Origin of the sequence: Verrucosispora sp. ts21, assembly GCF_002879555.1 — a bacterium.
GTDB classification, from domain to species: Bacteria; Actinomycetota; Actinomycetes; order Mycobacteriales; family Micromonosporaceae; genus Micromonospora; species Micromonospora gifhornensis.
Genome location: NZ_PNOZ01000029.1, coordinates 1 through 17,967, shown reverse-complemented (window position 1 = coordinate 17,967; position 17,967 = coordinate 1). Strand labels below are relative to the sequence as shown.

Here is a 17,967-nt window from a genome sequence, read left to right as displayed (position 1 = left end):
CTGGCATTGCCCGCGATCGAGGGGAAGCGTACGGCCAAGGTCAAGGTGGGCGGCGCGTTCCTCGCCCGGCTGCACACCGCGGCCCAGCGCGACGGCGCCTTCACCCGCGCGTTCTTCCGGGTGGCCGGCCTGGTCGACCCGCCGAGCGCGCTGATGAAGCCCGGCTTCATCGCCCGCGTTCTGCTCTCCGCCCGCAAGGTCGACGCCGAGACGGTACCGGCGGGGAGGCCGGATGTCGTCGTCGGGCAACGCGCTGTCGTCGTGGGCGGCAGCGTGGCCGGGACCCTCGCGGCGCGTGTTCTGTCCGACCACTATCGCGAGGTGGTCGTCGTCGATCGCGACGAGGTGCTCGGCATCGACGTTCCCCGGCGCGGCACACCGCACACCGCCCACGCGCACGGACTGCACGGACGCGGATACCTGATCCTGACCGAGCTCTTCCCGGGCCTGCGGACCGACCTGCAGAGCCGTGGCGTGCCGGTGGGTGATCTCGGTGAGATGCGCTGGTTCTTCGACGGTCGGCGCGTTCAACCGGCCCGTAGCGGCCTGCTGTCGATCACCGCTCAGCGGCCGGTTCTCGAGGAGTATCTGCGTTCCCGGGTCGCTGCGCTGCCCAACGTGACGTACCGGCAGGGCACCGAGTTGACCGGCCTGCGGGCCACCGCCGACAACCGGCGCGTCACCGCGGTGGCGCTGCGCGACGTGGTGACGGGGACGGAGAGCGTTCTCGACGCGGACCTCGTCATCGATGCCACCGGGCGCGGCTCCCGCCTGCCGGTGTGGCTGGAGCAGTTGGGCTACCAACGGCCGGTCGAGGAACGTATGAAGATCGGCTTGGCGTACACCACCCGGCTGTACCGCAAGCGGCCGGAGATGTTCGACGGGACCCAGTCCATCAACCCGGTCGCGTCGCCAGCGCACCCGCGCGGGGCATTCTTCGGGCAGGTCGGCGAGCATGAGTGCATCGTGTCGCTGACCGGGATTCTTGGCGACCACCCGCCGTCGGACCCCGACGGCTTCCTGGCCTTCGCCCGTTCGCTGCCGGTGCCGGACGTGTACGACGGGCTACGCGACGCCGAGCCGCTGACCGAACCCGTGACGTTCACCTTCCCGGCGAGCCTGCGGCGCCGGTACGAGCGGCTGTCCCGCTTCCCGGAGCGCCTACTCGTGCTCGGCGACGCGGTTTGCAGCTTCAACCCGGTCTACGGCCAGGGCATGACGGTCGCCGCCATCGAGGCGATGACGCTGCGCAAGTGGCTGCTCCGCGGCGCGCCGCCCGAGCCGCGCGGGTTCCTGCGCGACATCGGCCGCGTCGTGGACACGCCGTGGCAGATCTCCACCAGCGGCGACCTCGACTTCCCAGGTGTACCCGGCAAACGGTCGGCGATGGTGCGCATAGGCAACGCGTACATGGCGCGGGTGCAGTACGCGGCAACCAAGGACCCGTCGATCACCGCGGCGTTCATGCGTGTGGCCGGCCTGATCGACCCGCTGAGTTCGCTGATGCGCCCCGGCCTCGTCCGGCGCGTGCTGCGGCTGTCACGCGACCGCACAACCGGGCCGGCGGCCGGGTCTCTCACCGCATTCGATCCCACCAACGAGGTAGAGAGGGCCGCGTCATGAAACCGTTCCGCATCGAGATTCCGCAGGCCGCCATCGACGATCTCCATCGTCGGCTGGCCGACGTCCGCTGGCCCGCACCACTGGGAGACGATGACTGGAGCCGCGGCGTACCGGTGTGGTACCTGCGTGAGCTCGTTGAGTATTGGCGTACCCAGTACGACTGGCGGGCCGCCGAGGCTGAGCTGAACCAGTACCCCCAGTTCCTCGCCGAGATCAACGGTGTCACCGTTCACTTCCTGCACGTACGTTCCCCGGAGCCGGACGCGGTGCCGATGCTGATCACCCACGGCTGGCCGGGCTCGGTGGCCGAGTTCCTCGACGTCATCGGTCCGCTGACCGACCCTGCCGCGCACGGCGGCGACCGGGCCGACGCGTTCCACCTCGTCATTGCCAGTCCGCCAGGGTTCGGCTTCTCCGGCCCGGCCCGCCCGGGGTGGCACGCGGGCACCATCGCGCCGGTCTGGGCCGAGCTGATGAACCAGCTGGGCTACGACCGGTACGTGGTCCAGGGCGGCGACGCCGGCGCGGTCATCTCGCAGCAGGTCGCCGCCGTGGCACCAGATCATGTCATCGGGTTGCACGTCAACATGCTGATGACCTTTCCGTCCGGCGACCCGGAGGAGCTGGCCGGGCTCAGCGAGCTCGACCAGGCGCGTCTGGCACTCATGGGTCGCTTCGACGCGGAGCTGTCCGGATACATGAAGCTCCAGTCGACCCGGCCGCAGACCTTGGCGTACGCGTTGACGGACTCGCCGGTGGGCCAGTTGGCCTGGATCGTGGAGCGGTTCCGGGAGTGGACCGACGCGGCGAAGGTGCCCGACGACGCCGTGTCGAGGGACCGGTTGCTGACCATCGTGAGTATCTACTGGTTCACTGCCACCGCTGGCACGTCGGCCGCGCTCTACTACGAGGGGGCGGAGGGCATGCGCGCGATGGCCTCCGGCTGGCGGCCGGAACCGATACGGGTCCCGGCCGGCGTCACGGTGTACCCGCACGATCCCTTCCAGCCGTTGCGCGGGCTGGCGCACCACTATCTGGCCGACATCGTGCGGTGGAGCGAGCCCGATCGGGGTGGTCACTTCGCCGCGATGGAGGAGCCGGACCTGTTCGTCGACGACGTGCGAGCCTTCGGCCGTATCGTGCGGTGACGGCAACGGAAGTCGGGCGGCCCTGACTGGGCCGCCCACCCTGTGGTAGCCGCGGCCACGCCCACATCCGATGTGGCGCAACGGGAACGGGCGACCGGTGGCCCGATGTCGAGCTGGCAAACCCGATCGCCGCTCGGCAGCATTCGGCGCAGCACCCCTCGACGTCGGCGATCCAGGCTGCGATGTCGTCGTCGTGCGGTGCAAACAGCCCTATGTGGATGCTCGGTGTGATGACGGCGATCGCGGCCGAGCCGGCAGCAGGCAGGTCCCACTGTTTGCGCATGATTGTCCCTTCACGATGCCGCAAGCCGTAGCACCAGAGCGGCGACGGCAAGGCACGCAGAACAAACCAGAGAAGCGCAGCAGGATGAACAGAGCGCATTATCGGAGTAGACCCGTTGAAGCACATGAATATGCTTCTAAAGTAGATCGACGCTCCCGCTGGCAGCTCCCGCAACGGGTCCATGACGCTATGGACGGTGCCTGGTCATCAAAGGAAGGACACCGATGGGCACCCGAGCGCAAACCAATGTTCCACCGCTGGTCCGCGACGGCGAGAGCGTCCCTGCGCGGAAGCTTCATCACGGCCTCCGCCAGCTGATCCCGCCAGCCTTTGCACTATTCGCGCGCACGAACAACACCGTCACGGGATCGATGCGCCCAATACCGATAATCGGAGGCTCCCATGTCGGCAACCGGTAACCCAAAAATTTCGATAGTGATCCCGACATACAACCGTCGCGACAGGCTGCACAACACCTTGCACCATCTCACCCGGCAGGTGCCCGGCACGCCGGAGTTTGAGGTCGTGGTGTCCGACGACGGCTCGTCCGACGACTCGGCGACCGTCGCCAAGTCGTTCTCCGATCGACTGAACCTGAAATACACCTACCAGGAGGATCTCGGCAACCGCGTCGCGCTCGCGCGCAACAACGGCGCGAGGCTGGCCACCGCACCGATCCTGGTCTTCTTGGACACCGGCGCGATCGCCGGGCCCGACTTCGTGCTACAGCACTATCTGGCCCACAGCAATGGTTCGCCGCGGCATGCCCTGGCCGGATACGCCTACGGCTACAACCCAGGGGACCCGATGCTGCAGGTGCCCGATCTCCTCAAGCGGTTCACACCCGAGGAGATGGTGGAGGTCTACGGCCGGGCCCACGAGTTCCTCGACAGTCGCGAGCTGGCGCTGCTCAGGTGCAACGACGACCTGACCAAACGTAGCGTGCCGTGGCTCGTCTTCTGGACCATCAACTGCTCCGTGCACACCGACGACTTCTGGGCGGTGGGCGGCTTCGACGAGGGGCACCGCGGCTGGGCCGTGGAGGACCTCGATCTCGGATACCGCCTGCACCGTAGTGGCCTACCGCTGCACTTCAGCCGCGCGGCGTGGGTGATCGAGGAGCACCAGGACCGGGTGTTCGATGAGCAGTACGAGGAGTTCCAGGCCAACATGCTGCGCTTCGTGACCAACAATCCGGAGCCGGTCAACGAGATCGGCTGGACGGGGGTGGTCCACGAAAACATGTTCTGGGCGTGGGAGGAGGACAACAACGACCTTATCCGGTACACCGACGAGGTGCGCGATCTGGACGTTTCGGCAGAGGTCGAGCTGGCGTTGCGGGGCGTCTCCGCGACCGACCGCGTGGTCGTGATCGGCGCTGGTGGCGCGTTGCCCGAGTCGATGCACGCGGCCACCGTGATGGACTTCGACCGGGAGCTGATCGAACGCGTGGCAGCCACCGGGCGGCACGTCACCCATCACAGCCTGGGCCTACGCACGCCGCTGGCCGACCAGTCCGCCGACGTCGTCATCCTCACGTCCCGGCTCGCGAAGTTCTGGCGCCGCTGGGAGGACCAGTTCATGATCGAGGCACGCCGCATCGGACGCGACGTGCGCTGCCTCGTGCCGTAGACCCGCACTCCCCTTACTACCACCGGCGAATGGCAGCTGGAGGCGGCCTTGTGGCGGTCACGAGACCATCATCGACGGTCTGGAGAACCTCGTCACGGCCGCCCAGGCCCAGCTCGACGGGCCGATCGAGGCAAGGTGCTCCCTACGCTTCTGACGCCATCAAGGAGGCGGTGGACATGCTCAACACCGCCAGCAGCGGCTCGTCACTCTACGGGGATGTGCCGATTCAGCGCATCGAACGGGACATCCAGGCACTCAACCTGCACGCCCTGATGCACCTCAACGCCAACCTGGAGCGGTACGGCCGGATGCTCTGCGGCCTGCCGCCCAACCCCATGTACCTCTGACTCGGCACACCCCGGAAAACCTGCCCGCCGATCATCGCCGTCCGGTGGGTGGGCTGCCGTGGCCTGCCCGAAAAATCAAGAGGAGCAACCGGATGCGGCCTACGCTCTCCGACGCCACACCCCTCACGGGCACCACATCCAGCACGCGCCGTCGCTTCGCGGCGCTGGTCCTGCTGTGCTTCGCCAGCTTCATGATGATCCTCGACTCGGAGATCGTGATTCTGGCCCTGCCGTCCATCCAGAACGACCTCGGGCTGGACCCCTCGGCGGCGCAATGGATCCTCACGGCCAACGCCATCACCTTCGGCGGCCTGCTCCTGCTCGGCGGGCGCGCGGCCGACCTGCTCGGCCGGCGCCGCGTGTTCATGTGGGGCATGGCCCTGTTCCTGATCACCTCGCTGGTCTCCGGCATCGCCTGGAGCGGCGAGGTCATCATCGTGGCCCGCGCGCTGCACGGCGTGTCGTCGGCCATGCTCGTGCCCAGCGCGCTGTCCATCCTGATGAACACCTTCCGGGAGGGTAAGGAACGCAACCGGGCCATCGCCTCGTGGTCAGCGGTCGGCGGCGTCGGCGCCACCGCCGGGCTGCTGCTCGGCGGCACGATCACGACCGGGCTCGGCTGGCAGTGGGTCTTCCTGGTCAACGTGCCGGTCGTGGCGCTCGTCATGCTGATCAGCCCGTTCGTGCTCGACGAGAGCTGGGACCGCAACCGCGTGCGCAACTTCGACATCGCCGGCGCCGTCACCATCACCGTCGCCGCAACCGCCCTGGTGTATGCGATCAGCAACGGGCCCGCGCTCGGCTGGGGCAGCGCACCGATCATCGCCCTGTTCGCCGCGGCGATCCTGCTCCTCGGGGCGTTCGTCGTGATCGAGGCCCGATCCGCTGCACCCCTTGTGCCGCTTCGGTTCCTGCGGCTGCACACGGTCAAGAGCGGCAACTTGCTCATGGTCGTCGTGGCGATGATCGTGTGGGGCGCGAGCGTGCTCTTCTCGCTCTACACCCAGCAGGTGCTCGGCTACTCGGCCGTCATGTCGGGCTTTGCCACCTCGGTCATGCCCGTGGCAGCCGTATTCGGCGCCTACATCGGGCAGGCCTTCATCACCAAGCGCGGATTCCGCGTGGTCGCCGGGATCGGACTGCTCGGATTCGGCGTGTGCTGCCTGCTGCTGTCCCGGATACCCGTTGAAGGACAGTACTTCCGCGACCTGTTCGTCGCGCTCGGACTGTTCGGTCTCTCCCTGGGCGTCGCGCACACCACCGCCTCGATCGTCGCACTCACGGCGGTCCCCGAGCCGGAGTCGGGCCTCGCCTCCGGGCTGAGCACCGCGAGCTTCCAGGTCGGCGGCGCCATCGGCGTCGCGCTCGTCACGACCGTGTCGGTGACCGTCTCGCGCGGATCAACCGCGCTGCCCGATCTGACCAAAGGTTTCCAAGCCGCGTTCATCGCCCTGGTGTGCGCCGCGATCGTTGGCCTCGTCATCGCCCTGACGCTGCCGCGCAAGGCGGTCGCGCAGGCCGGCTGACCGTGGGGCCGGCTCAAGGCCGGCCCCACGCAAGACCGGCCCGAGACTCGTCCAGCGATCGATCATCCAGGTTTAGGCAGAGAAGCCCACCACCGCGGAACTCGAACGCCGAGGTGAACCCTCCGGGGTGCTCCAATTCGCCTGCTCGCAGGCGGCGGCTACGGGAGCGGCGAACGCGGCGAGGAAGAATGCCCGTTTGAGCTGCTTGTTGCCGCCTCGGGTGGGTGTTCACCGCGGATGCTGGTGCCGGATCGTCGGGGGACGGGTGCGAGGCCGGCGTAGGCGGCGAGGTGTCCGGGGGTGGGAAAGGCGGTGCCGTCGCCGACTTCGAGCAGGATCCGGGCGGCGGTCCTGACGCCGATGCCGGGCATCGAGGTCAGGACCTCGGCGAGAGGGTGTGCATCGAGGATCCTCTCGACCTCGCCGGCGACGTGGTCGCGTTGTCGCAGGACGTCGCGGAGGCTGTCGGCAAGGCGGGGCAGGATCGTCTCCGCGGCGGTGGTGCCGGGGACGGTGACGGTCTGCTCGTCGAGGGCGGTCATGATCTGGGCGATGAGTCGTTCGCCCAGGCGAGGGGCGTGAGGGCCGGCGATGGACAGCAGCTTGCGGTGGCCGGCCTTGCGTAGCCCTGCTGGTCCGCCGCAGCGGGACAGCAGTTCCAGGACGGCCTTGTGCTGCATCTTCGGGCCAAGGACCCGTTCGAGGGCGGGGTGGATCTGGGTGAGCGGCCCACGGATCCGGTTCGAGATGCGGGTGGCTTCGCCGGCGAGGTCGTCATCGAAGCCAACCAGGACTTCCAGCTCTGCGAAGGTTTCGTCCCCGACGTCGACGCGCCGCAGCGTGTGGGGCAGGGTCGGGCGGCGTCAGCGATGACGTAGGCGTCGCGGGCGTCGGTCTTCGCCGTGCCGGGGTGCAGGTCGGCGATGCGGCGCATGGCAAGTCCGGGCAGGTAGGCAACCTGATGCCCGGCCGCTCGGGCGACCGCGATCGGCAGGGCGCCGATCGAGGCGGGCTGGTCGACCACCACCAGGATCCGGCCATGGCGGCCGAGCTTGTCGAACAGTTGCCGCAGCCTGACCTCAGTGTTCGGCAACGCCGCGTCGTGCAGCCGTCTCGGCACACCAATCGTTTGCGAGGTTCGGGCAGGAGGATCAGCGGCCGAGGACCGGGATGAGCCGACCGTGCGGCTTGGGACGGTCGAGGTGCAGGCCGAGAACCCCGACGTCGAGGGCTCCGTTGGCGTCGATGTCGAACCGCCAGACGGTGTTCGGCGCGTCGCCGACGACCACCACGGCCGCCGTGCCGTCGGAGGCCGCCGCCAGCGCGCCGAGGCGTTCCAACTCCTCGGGCGGAAGCGGGGCGGTGACCACCACCAGGTGGTCGCGAAGCGCCGAGGACCCGTGTGCGTCCTGGGCGTCGTCGCCGGGCAACATCAGGACGGAACGCAGGTCGACGACGACCCGAACCCGTTCCGGGACCGGCCAGGGCGGAGGTGGTGGGCCGACGACGCTGATCGCCACCGACGTCGCGGCGTAGCGGCTGATCTCGTCGAGGAACGCGCCCGCCAGGCGGTACGCGGCTGTCGGCTCCCCGGTGAGCGCGACGATTCCGGGCGCTCGTCCCAGGTTGACGACTGTCAGCTCACCGCCGACGGTGCCGACGGTGGCGAGCATCGGCAGCCCGCCGCCATCAGCGGTCACCTGCTGGTCGAGGTCCCAACTCGGCGCTTCCCAGATCGCACCCTGCTGCCGTGCCCGCCACGGGGGCGGCGGGTCCGGCAACGCCGGCGCCAGCCGGAGCGACACCCGGTCCGCACCGACCATCGCCGCGTACACCGGGGGCTGGGACGCCGGTGCGGCGATCTGCCGCAGGGCGCGGTCCAACGCCTGCCGTGAGCCCGGCGCGGGTCGCGGCGGCTCGGCCGCGCGGCGGCGTCGAACCAACCGAATCAGCACCGGTACGACGACCGCCAGCACCACCGCGCCGATGCCCAGCAGCGTCACCGCGACCGGTCGGAGCCCGAAGGTTCCACCGCCGCCGACCGGAGGAGCCGGGGGCGCCGCTGCCGGTCCTTGCTCCGGTTGGTCGACCGGCGGAGCTTCCGGTTGCTGGCCCAGGTCCGGCGTGGCCGACGGCGGCGGACCGACGCGGATCTCACCGGAGGTCGCGCCCTCGGGGAGGACGAAGACCCAGCCGGCGCGGATCGGCTGCGCCGGATCCGTCAGCGTGCCGCCGTCCGGCTGGGTACGCCCCTGGTTCAGCTCGAAGATCTCCGGCCAGCGCCGGCTGTCGCCGAGCACCCGGTCGGCGACCCCGGGCAGCGTCAACTCGCTCTCCGCGCCCGGTTGCCCGGGTACCACCCAGTACGGCACCGACGGTTCTACGGCGTCCGCCCCGGTCGGGGTCGCCAGCAGGAACGCGGTCACCACCGCCAGCACCAGTCCGGCGTACGCCCTGGTCAGGGACATCTCACTCGGCTCCGTCGGCGTCGACCGAGTCGCGCAGGGCGCTCGCCTGCAGGCGCATGGCCCGTGGCCCGCCCGGGTTGACCAGCACGTCGAGCCCGTCCGGAAGCAGCCCCAGCAGCTCGGTCAGACCGACCTGCCGCCACTGTGGCGCGTCGACGCGCGCCTGGTCGAGGGCGCCGGAGGCGACCACCACGCAGGCCACCCCGTCCGGGGCGGACGTCACGGCCGCCTCGCCCGCCTCGTCGAGCGCCACCGCCACCAGGCTGTCCCGCAGCGTCCGCAGCACCAGGCCGACGTCGGCCCGGTCGGTGGCGACCAGCTTCGCCGCCGCGTCCACGGCGCTGGTGGGTGAGTCGGCGTTGCGCGGCTGGTACAGCGGGTTCGCCTCGAACCGTCCGATGGTCCCGTCGTCCTCGACCAGCCAGCCGCCGACGATCGTCTCCACCGGAGGAGCCTCGGTCGGCTGCTCGTCGTCGCTGTCCAGCAGCAGCATCCAGTTGCGCTGCACGTCGGTCTCGTCGTGCTCGTTCATCAGGACCTTCCCCTCGGCGTCGGTGTGATCTTTCGGAATTCGCCCTTGCCGTCCTTCGGGTCGTCCGTGCTCTCCACGGCCAGGGTCGCGATGGTCTCGCCGGGATTGGTGAGCAGGCCGATTTCATCAATGCCCCGGGTCACGTGCACGGTGTTGTTCGCTGCGAAGATCTGCCGCCGGTTACCGAGGTCGCGCATGACGTCCGCGAACTGCTGCCCGGCTTCACCCTTGATGTTGGCGAAGTTGCAGGAGATCATGGCGATCGCGGCCTTCGGGTTGGCCTCGGCGAGCGCCCTGAAGTTCGGGTCGTTGCTGAGGATCTTGGCCATGCTGGCGCCGGTGACGTGCACCACCTTGCCGCTGGACAGGGTCACCGCGGCGGTGTCCGGGCTGCCGTGGGCGAAGATGAACATCGGGTCGCTCCTCAGGTTGCTCCACGGAGCCGGCAGGAACTGGTTGCCGGCGAGGGTGGGCTCACTGCCGGGCAGCTGTCGGATGGCCTTCGCACCCCCGATGTCCATCGAACCGCCCAGGTTCTTACCGGTGGCGAGGTTGGCCTTCTGCGCTCCCCAGTCGGTGAAGTTCTCGGCGTCGGTCGACCTGCTGGGGAAGATGACGCCGATCTGCTTGCCCTCGCTGTCGCGCAGGGGCACGGACTGGACGTCCGCGGGACGGAACGTCTTCAGGCGGCCCTTGTCGGTCATCCCGGCCAGGAGGCTGGGGTCGGCGGCGCGCCTCTCCTTGGAGATCCTGAGGTCGTGCGCGAAGCGCATGTCATTGATCTTGTTGCCGATCGACGTGAACACGCCCTTGATGGTCTTGCCGAGGCCGACACTGGTGACGGCGGTGTCGATCCCCGCCCCCGGCGTGGGAGCCTTGCCCACGCTCCGGGTACTGCCCGGCGTGCCGCCGAGCCCCTTGATGCTGTTCTTGATCCCCTCCGAGACGCTGCCCGGCAGCTTGTTGCCAGCACTGCCAGCGATCTTGACGATGCGACTGACGAGCCGCCCGCCCGGCACCAGACCGAGCAGCAGACCTCCGGCGGCCAACCCGATCGCGGCGGGATCACCGGTGAGCGCCGCCGCCGCGAGGTCGATCGCACCGGAGAGGAAGCCGATCGCCTGGCCCAGCGGTGGGAAGATGAACGAGGCGATCACCGACAGCGCGTCCAGGATCAAGGTGATCCACTGGATGACGGTGCTGCGGAGGAAGTCGATGAACGCCTGGAACGCCTCGACGATCTTCTCCCAGAGCGAGCGCTGCGGCGCGTCCTTCGCCAACCCCCGCAACGTCTGCGCCGCCGTCCGGGCAGCCTGATCACGTAACGCCGTCGCCTGGCCCAGCAGCGCCTTCGCCTGGTCGAGCGCCTGCTGGGCGTCGGCCGCGCGGTTCTGTGCGGCGGCGTCGTCGTCACTGGCCTTGTCCTTGGCGGCCTGGTCCGCCGCCGGATCGCCGCCCAACGCGGTGATCGCCGCCTGAGCCGAGACGACCGCTGCCTGCGCGGCGGCCTGGTCGCCGGACGCTTGTCGGGCCTGATCGAGGGCCCGCAGCGACATCGCCTGCGCCTCCTCCAGCGACGGCAGGTACCGCACGTACGCGTCGGCCGCCGCGGCGTAGGAGTTCGCCATCCGATCCAGCCGCCCGGGCAGCTTGCCGATCAGGTCACGGAACGCCTCCATCGCCTTGCCCTGACCAAGCTGGACCTGGCCACCGGAGGCGAGCAGGTCGTGCGCCTCCCGCGTGGTGGTGGACAGCTCCTGGTAGGCCCGCGTGATCTCGTCGAAGGACTCCGGATCACCGGGTACCGGGTCGGAGTCCACCTGCAACACCGACCACTCGGCGTCTCCCGGACGCGTCATGACCAACCTCCCCATCGCACCGACCGCACCCCGCTCCGGCCAATGCCGTGAGCCGACTCGCACACGTAGCGATCGTGGAAACGGTTCAGCCGGACTGAACCGATCCGACCGGTCGTCCGTGTACGGCGCGGAGTCATTGACCGGATCGGGGAGGAGAGCGGGGATGGGCAAGCAGAGCAGGCTCGACGCCGGGGTGGTGCGATGAGCGTGATCGACGTACCCGGCACGGAGCTGATGCGGGTGCACGACCTGTTGCAGCGCACCAAGGAGCTGATGGACAGCTCACCGATCAGGTCGATGGGGCCGGTCGTCGACACGCTGGGGCAGCGTGAGTTGGAAGGGGCCGCCCGCGAGTTCGAGAAGCGCTGGGGCGACGGCCGGTACGTCGTGGCCAAGGACCTCGAAGGGGTCCGCGACGCCGCGAAGGCGGTGGCCGACGCGTTCCGGGAGACCGACGACCAGACGGCGGCCTCACTCGAGTCGGACGGAGCGACGAGTTGACCAGCGCAGGAGGCACGGCGGTAGCTGTCCCGACCGGATTCGAGCTGCGTACGCCGCACGACTGGGTCGACTTCTCGGTCGCCGACGAGGCGAGCGAGAACCGCGTCGCCGACGACGTGTGGACCCGGGCCCGCGATGGTGGGTTCACCGAGGAGCAGGCGGGACAGTACGCCGAGCAGCTGCGCCGGTCGGTGCGGCAGGCCCGCAACGCCGGCGCGGTGCACGCCGCCGGCACGTTCCAGGTGTACGAGGACGGCGCGCTCATCGCCACGGTGCTCGTCTCCGTGGTCACCCCGCCCGCGACCGGGGACATCATCGGGGCGTTGACCGCGGTGGCGCAGCCCGCCCACGCCGACGGCACCTGGCGTCGGGTGAGCACCGCCCAGATCCCCGCGATCGGCACCGTCGGTCGGGTGCACGGCATCCAGAACGTCAGCCAGGACGGCGTCACCATGCGCTGCGCCGTGATGCACACGGTCGTACCGCTGCCGGGGGCAACGAACGCGCTGGTGGTCACCGGTTCGAGCCCGAATCTCGCGGAGGCGGAGGAGATCTTCGAGCTCTTCGCCACGATCACCGCGACATTGACCTTCTCGTATGAGGGGGAGGCTTCCGCGCTCACGCCGCCGGCGGCCTCCCCCGGGGGAGGTCGGCAGCTAGACGAGTAAGTCCTAACTCAGGGCGGGGCTGCGGGTGCAGTGAAGGGTGTTGATGATCCGTTTGTGACGACAGACATCAACACCCTTCTCACCGCACTGTACGTGAAGATCGATGACTGGCTCGGGCGGCCTGCGCGCGTCGGACGGCCGCCGAAGTTGACCGATGCCGAGCTGTTGACGCTGGGGCGTGGCGCAGGTGTTGCTGGGGGTACGGTCCGAGGCCCGCTGGCTGCGGTTCGTGCCCCGACACCTATCCGGGGCGTTTCCATACGTGCCGGGTCAGTCCGGCTACAACAAGCGGCTACGCGCGGCGTTGCCGTTGCTGAAGCGGGCGATCCGGGCGGTGGCCGCGGACACCGATCTGTGGACCGACGGTGTGTGGCTGATCGACTCCACCCCGGTCGAGTGCGCTCGTTCCCGACCCACAGCCAAGCGCTCGCAACTGGCAGGCTGGGCCGGCTACAGCTACTGCGCCTCACACTCGCGCTGGTTCTGCGGGCCCACGGCTGCACCTGATCTGCACCCCGGCCGGGCTGCCGGTCTCCTGGGCCCTCGCCAACCCGAAGATCGACGAGCGACAGATCCTGACCGCCGTGCTCGAACACGACCCGGACCTGCTGGCCAATCGTCCCGGCCTGCTGATCATCGCGGACAAGGGCTACGTCTCCGCCGAGTTGGACCGCGGGCTGACCGAACGCGGAGTACGACTGCTGCGACCGTCATACCGCAACCGCACCCCACGCCCCGACGAACACCTACTCAAACCGATCAGGCAGCTCATCGAGTCGGTCAACGACACCCTCAAAGGCCAACTCGACCTGGAACTACACGGCGGCCGCAGCATCGAAGGCGTAGCCGCCCGCATCGCCCAACGCATCCTGGCCCTGACCGCCGCCATCTGACACAACCGCAACACCGGCCAACCCATCACCCGATCACTGATCGCCTACGACCACTGAACAGGGATTAGGACTTACTCATCTAGGGGTAACTGCCGACCTGCGTTGGGGGGACACCGTTGGGGGTGTCCCCCAACGTCGTTTCGTACCCGGTGGGGTCTGAGCGCTGTCGAGTCCGGCCCCGAAGGGGAGCCGGACTCCGTCGACGCGGTGGTGCCTAGCGGGCGTCGCCGGTCCCGGTCAGCAGCTTCCGCAGCACGTCCGGTTCGGTGCGGGGCACCTGCAGCAGGTGCAGCTTGCCGTCGCCGAAGTGGGCGTGCACCCGGCCCGGCCGCCCGCCGCCGAGCTGGCTGCGGGACAGCTTCACGCCGATCAGCTCGCCGTCGCCGAGGCCCTGCGGGCTGAGCAGCGCGCCCTGCCGGTTGCGGCGGGCGTCGACGTGCCAGCCGCCGAAGCCGCTGGAGAGGCCGTCGATCGAGCCCGCCATGATCAGACCGAGTCCCTTCTCCGTGCCGACCCGGGCGATGTCCCCGAGGTCACTGCCGGCGTCGCACTTGAGCAGCTGCTCGGCGTCGTCCAGCACGACCACGGCGGGTCCGGTACGTCCGTCGAGGGCCGCCGCGAGCCCGGCGGAGGTGAAGTTCTCGCTCGTCACCAGGTCGAGCACCCCGGGCACCCCGGCCAGTTCCCGCAGCGGCGACCGGCGGGGTGCCGCGATCACCACGGGCGTCCCCTTCTCCAGCAGACCGGCGACCATCGTCAGCAGGGCCGTGCTCCGCCCGGATCGGGGCGGCCCGGCCAGGATGAACGAGGGGTTGGTGCCGAGGTCCGGGCCGATGGCCGACAGTTCGTCGCCGCCGACCCCCACCATCGTCCAGAGCGGGCCGTCGGGCCGTGGCAGGACGCTCGCCTGCGCCAGGGTCAGCTCGTCGGGCAGCACGTCGATCCGGAACGGGCGGGCAGCGTCGCCGATCTCGGCGTCGCGCAGCCGCGCGGCCTCGGCGATCGCGGCGAGCGCGCGGGCCTGCCCCTGGCCGGAGCTGTCCCGGGTGAGCAGCGCGATCTGTGCCTCCGCACTGTCGACCGCCCGGATCGCCCGGCCCGTGCCGATCTCGTCCGGCAGCTGCCGGTAGTTGATGCCGACCATGCTGTAGTCGCTGCGTTCGGCCAGTCGCAGCACCAGTTTGTCGTCCGTCGTCGACGAGATCCGAGTGGTGAACATGCTCCGGTCACCGGCCATCACCACATGGATTCCGGCCCCGGCGCCTTCGCGCAACAGGGTCAGCAGAGCCGCCATGACGGTGCCGTTGTCGTAGTCGGCGAACGTCTTGTCGAAGACCTCGAACCGGTCGAGCAGCACCAGGATGTGCGGCGGACGGTCGGCTGCGGCAACGCCGGCCCGGTACTCGACAAGCCCGGCGGAGCCGGTGGAGGCGAGCAACTGCTGACGGCGTCCCAGCTCCGCGACGAGGCGGGTGAAGAGGCGACCGAGGCGTTCGGCCTCGGTGCGCTGCACCACCGCGCCGCAGTGCGGCAGCTCGGTGAGGGCGAGCAGGGCCCCGTTGCCGCAGTCGACACCGTAGAGGTGCACGTCGGCGGTCGAGTGGGCGCGGGCCACGGTGCCGGCGATCGTCCGCAACGCCTGCGACCGGCCGCTGCGCGACGAACCGATGACGTGCAGATGCCCCAGCGTCCCCAGATCCAGCTCCAACGGCACCTGCTCCTGCTGCGCCGGCAGGTCGACCAGGCCGTACGCCACCGGGGGCAGGTGGTAGCCGCTGCCGCGCGGCGCGGGAAGAGCCTCGACGGTCAGCGTGTCCGGTAGCGCTGGCAGCCACGGGCTGTGCGGCGGCTCGATGGCGAGTTGCTCACTGGCACCCCGGACGGCCTCCACCAACACGGCGAGGTCGGTGAGTTCGGCCGATGGCGCGGCCTTCACACCCGGACGGCTGGGCCTGGGCCGACCCAGGTCCTTCCAGGAGACCGGCGTGAGCCAGGGCTCCTGCCGTGCCTCGGTGCGCGTTCCCGGGCGGAAGCCGCCGACCCGCCCGGCCTGGAACGGCACCAGCGACGACTGGGCGAGGCGTACGAAGGCCCGCCCCGGCGTCGACTTCAGGATCGAGGCGGCGTCGGGGGCGTTCAGCACGTCCTGGCTCTCGCTGGTGTCGGTCACCCGCAGCGCGATCCGCAGGTTGGTGTTCGCCCGGATCTCCGGTGACACCACCCCGCCCGGTCGTTGGGTGGCCAGCACCAGATGGATACCGAGTGACCGGCCCCGCTGCGCGATGTTCACCAGACCGGTCACGAAGTCCGGCAGGTCACGGATCATCGACGCGAACTCGTCGATCACGATCAACAGTCGGGGCATCGAGGTGCGGGTCGGCTCGCGGCGCAGCAGGTCGACGTAGTCGTCGATGTCCTTCGCGCCCGCCTCGGCGAGGATGTGCTCCCGCCGCTTCAGCTCGGCCGTGAGCGAGGTCAACGCCCGGCCCACCAGGTGGGTGTCGAGGTCGGTGACCATGCCGACGGTGTGCGGCAGCCGGACACAGTCCTTGAACGCGCTGCCACCCTTGTAGTCCACCAACACGAACGTCATCGCATCCGGCCGGTTGGCGACGGCGAGCGAGGCGACCAGGGTCTGCAACAGCTCCGACTTGCCGGAACCGGTGGTGCCGGCCACCAGCGCGTGCGGACCGTCCCGCTTGAGGTCCAGCGCGAACGGCCCGTCCAACGAGACCCCGAGAACCGCCTCGGTCGTGCGACCCCCGGTGGCCCATCTGGCCGCGACCGCGTCCGGCTCCGGCGGTTCCATGCCGAGGACGTCGAGCAGCCGACTCGCGTCCGGCAGGGCCGCGCCGTCGTCCGCACCGCCGGTGTCGCGCAGCGGCGCGAGCGCGCGGGCCACCGTCCGCAGCCACTGCATCGAGAGCAGGTCCGGGTGCACCCCGGGGATCGGGGCGGCGAGCGTCCGGGTCACCAGCAGCGACCCGTCGGCCTGCTCGGCGACGACGGCCTGACACTCCTCCGGCAGCAGCTTCTCCTCGGCGTCGACGCAGATCGCGTACACCCCGACCGCAGGTCCTTCCCGCAGGATCTGCGTCACCCCGGGCAGGGAACGCAGCCGGCGTGCCCCGTCGAGCACCACGAGGACGTCGCGAAACGACCCGTCGGTCCGCTCGGCGGCGCGAGCCGCGATCACGGCACTCAGTTCGGCCACCCGCCGGGCCACGGTCTGGGTGTCGGTACCGACGGTGGCGACGGTGTCCTGGCCGTCACGCGGCAGCACATGCGGCAGCCAACCGACCCAGGACCAGCCCTCCTCGTCTCCCGCCCCGGCCAGCAGGTAGATCTGCAGGTCCTCCGGGCTGTGCAGGGTGGCCGCCTGCGCGACCATCCACCGGGCCGTCACCCGGGCAGCACCGCTACCGGCGATGCCGACCACACCGTGCTTGCGCACCGAAACGGTCGCCGGCACATCGAGCGCGCTCCACCGGACCTCCCGCCGGTGCTCGTCCTGGCTCGGATCCCGCAGCACCACCTCCGACGGCAGATCGGCGCTGCCAGCCCGCAGTTCGAGAAAGTCGGGGTCGGTACGGCGTCGTTCCCACAGGCGACGCTGCGGCCCGACGGCGATCAGCCGTACGGCGGCGGGGTCGGGGAAGTTGTCCCGTCGGGCCAGCCGCTCGGCGGTCAGCGCCGCCTGCGCCTCGGCGCTGATCCGCGTCCGTTTAGCCTCGTACTCGGCGAGCCGGGTGCGGTGGCTGGCCTTGCCCAGGCGTCGGGAGCTGATCTGACCGGCGATCAACGCCACCGGCGACAGGATGGCGAAGAGCAGGGTCAGCGGGTTGCCGGTGATGAGGTACGCGGCTCCGGAGACCACCAGCGGGGCCAGCACGGTGATCAGCACGAACGGTCGCCGTTCCGGTGGCGACGGCGGCGACGGCAGGGTGAACTGGGTGGTGCGGGCCTCCGGCAGCAACCGGGGCGGGCGGTTGTAGTCCAGGCCGGTGCGGTCCTCGGAGATCTGCAGCGCGGCCTCGGCCCGGACCGGAACGCGGAGTTCCAGCAGGGACGAGCCGACGGCGAGTTGTCCGCCGGGGGGCCACGCCTGTTCCCCGTCGAGTTCGACCCGGTCGAGCAGGAGGCCGGGTTGCTCCGGCCGCAACCGGCACCTGCCGTCCGGCAGGACCCGGACCGACGCCATCACCGGGGCGAGCGAAGGGTCCGTGAGGCCGACCCGGCTGACGCTCGCGGTGCCGATGGTGTGCTCACCGAGGTCGAGCTGATAGGTCGCACCGGCGTCGGTGCCGCTGACCACCCGCACCTCCACCAGCCCTGACGGTGGTGCGGGATCCTCGGGCACGGGCCGATCCAGCCCGAGCACCGTTCCCTGGCGCAGCGGGGCTTCGGCGAGGGTGAGCCGCGGGTCCAGTGGCGCACCGGCGACGAAGATCGCCGGTGGGGCGCCGGTGGGCTCCGGCCGCCGCGCG

11 protein-coding genes and 2 pseudogenes are annotated in these 17,967 nt (G+C 70.0%); 8 read left to right on the top strand and 5 right to left on the bottom strand.

Annotated features, from left to right (window positions below):
* Positions 1–261 precede the first annotated feature (261 nt).
* The 5 genes from C1A38_RS32420 (at position 262) to C1A38_RS14695 (ending at position 6,559) form a co-directional block, all read left to right on the top strand.
* Positions 262–1,623, top strand: coding sequence for an FAD-dependent oxidoreductase (locus C1A38_RS32420; RefSeq protein ID WP_102658436.1), 1,362 nt, complete (start codon positions 262–264; stop codon positions 1,621–1,623).
* Entirely contained in the window at positions 1,620–2,771 is a 1,152-nt protein-coding gene (locus C1A38_RS14710; protein ID WP_102658394.1) for an epoxide hydrolase family protein, read from the top strand. Before C1A38_RS32420 ends, C1A38_RS14710 begins: the two co-directional genes overlap by 4 nt.
* A 685-nt stretch (positions 2,772–3,456) precedes the next feature.
* Positions 3,457–4,686: a glycosyltransferase gene (locus tag C1A38_RS14705; RefSeq protein WP_102658393.1), complete on the top strand. Its 1,230-nt coding sequence runs from the start codon at positions 3,457–3,459 to the stop codon at positions 4,684–4,686.
* Positions 4,687–4,715: 29 nt separating this feature from the next.
* On the top strand, positions 4,716–5,033 hold the full coding sequence (locus C1A38_RS32195; protein ID WP_102658392.1) for a hypothetical protein: 318 nt from the start codon (positions 4,716–4,718) through the stop codon (positions 5,031–5,033).
* A gap of 92 nt (positions 5,034–5,125) precedes the next feature.
* Positions 5,126–6,559 carry an MFS transporter gene (locus C1A38_RS14695; protein WP_102658391.1) on the top strand — a complete coding sequence of 478 codons (1,434 nt, stop codon included), beginning with the start codon at positions 5,126–5,128 and terminating at the stop codon, positions 6,557–6,559.
* 165 nt (positions 6,560–6,724) lie between these two features.
* Here C1A38_RS14695 and C1A38_RS14690 read toward each other — a convergent pair.
* The 4 genes and pseudogenes from C1A38_RS14690 to C1A38_RS14675 all read right to left on the bottom strand — a co-directional run.
* A pseudogene (locus C1A38_RS14690) lies at positions 6,725–7,670 on the bottom strand (IS110 family RNA-guided transposase); the annotation flags it as partial.
* 40 nt (positions 7,671–7,710) lie between these two features.
* Positions 7,711–9,027, bottom strand: coding sequence for a LysM peptidoglycan-binding domain-containing protein (locus C1A38_RS14685; protein ID WP_102658390.1), 1,317 nt, complete (start codon positions 9,025–9,027; stop codon positions 7,711–7,713).
* Position 9,028: 1 nt separating this feature from the next.
* Positions 9,029–9,559 (bottom strand): type VII secretion system-associated protein, encoded by a 531-nt coding sequence (locus C1A38_RS14680; protein ID WP_102658389.1) that lies wholly within the window; start codon positions 9,557–9,559, stop codon positions 9,029–9,031.
* Positions 9,559–11,418 carry a hypothetical protein gene (locus C1A38_RS14675; protein ID WP_102658388.1) on the bottom strand — a complete coding sequence of 620 codons (1,860 nt, stop codon included), beginning with the start codon at positions 11,416–11,418 and terminating at the stop codon, positions 9,559–9,561. The genes C1A38_RS14680 and C1A38_RS14675 overlap by 1 nt, the downstream gene beginning before the upstream one ends.
* Positions 11,419–11,619: 201 nt before the next feature.
* Here C1A38_RS14675 and C1A38_RS14670 point away from each other — a divergent pair, with 201 nt between their 5' ends.
* From C1A38_RS14670 to C1A38_RS14660, 3 genes and pseudogenes are all read left to right on the top strand, one after another.
* Positions 11,620–11,919: a hypothetical protein gene (locus tag C1A38_RS14670; protein ID WP_088988841.1), complete on the top strand. Its 300-nt coding sequence runs from the start codon at positions 11,620–11,622 to the stop codon at positions 11,917–11,919.
* Entirely contained in the window at positions 11,916–12,587 is a 672-nt protein-coding gene (locus C1A38_RS14665; RefSeq protein ID WP_102658387.1) for a hypothetical protein, read from the top strand. The genes C1A38_RS14670 and C1A38_RS14665 overlap by 4 nt, the downstream gene beginning before the upstream one ends.
* Before the next feature lie 54 nt (positions 12,588–12,641).
* Positions 12,642–13,480: pseudogene (locus tag C1A38_RS14660) on the top strand (IS982 family transposase).
* Between the two features lie 214 nt (positions 13,481–13,694).
* On the opposite strand, the gene C1A38_RS14655 reads toward C1A38_RS14660, so the two are convergent.
* On the bottom strand, positions 13,695–17,967 hold a 4,273-nt coding region (locus C1A38_RS14655), incomplete at its 5' end, for an FtsK/SpoIIIE domain-containing protein (RefSeq protein ID WP_102658386.1).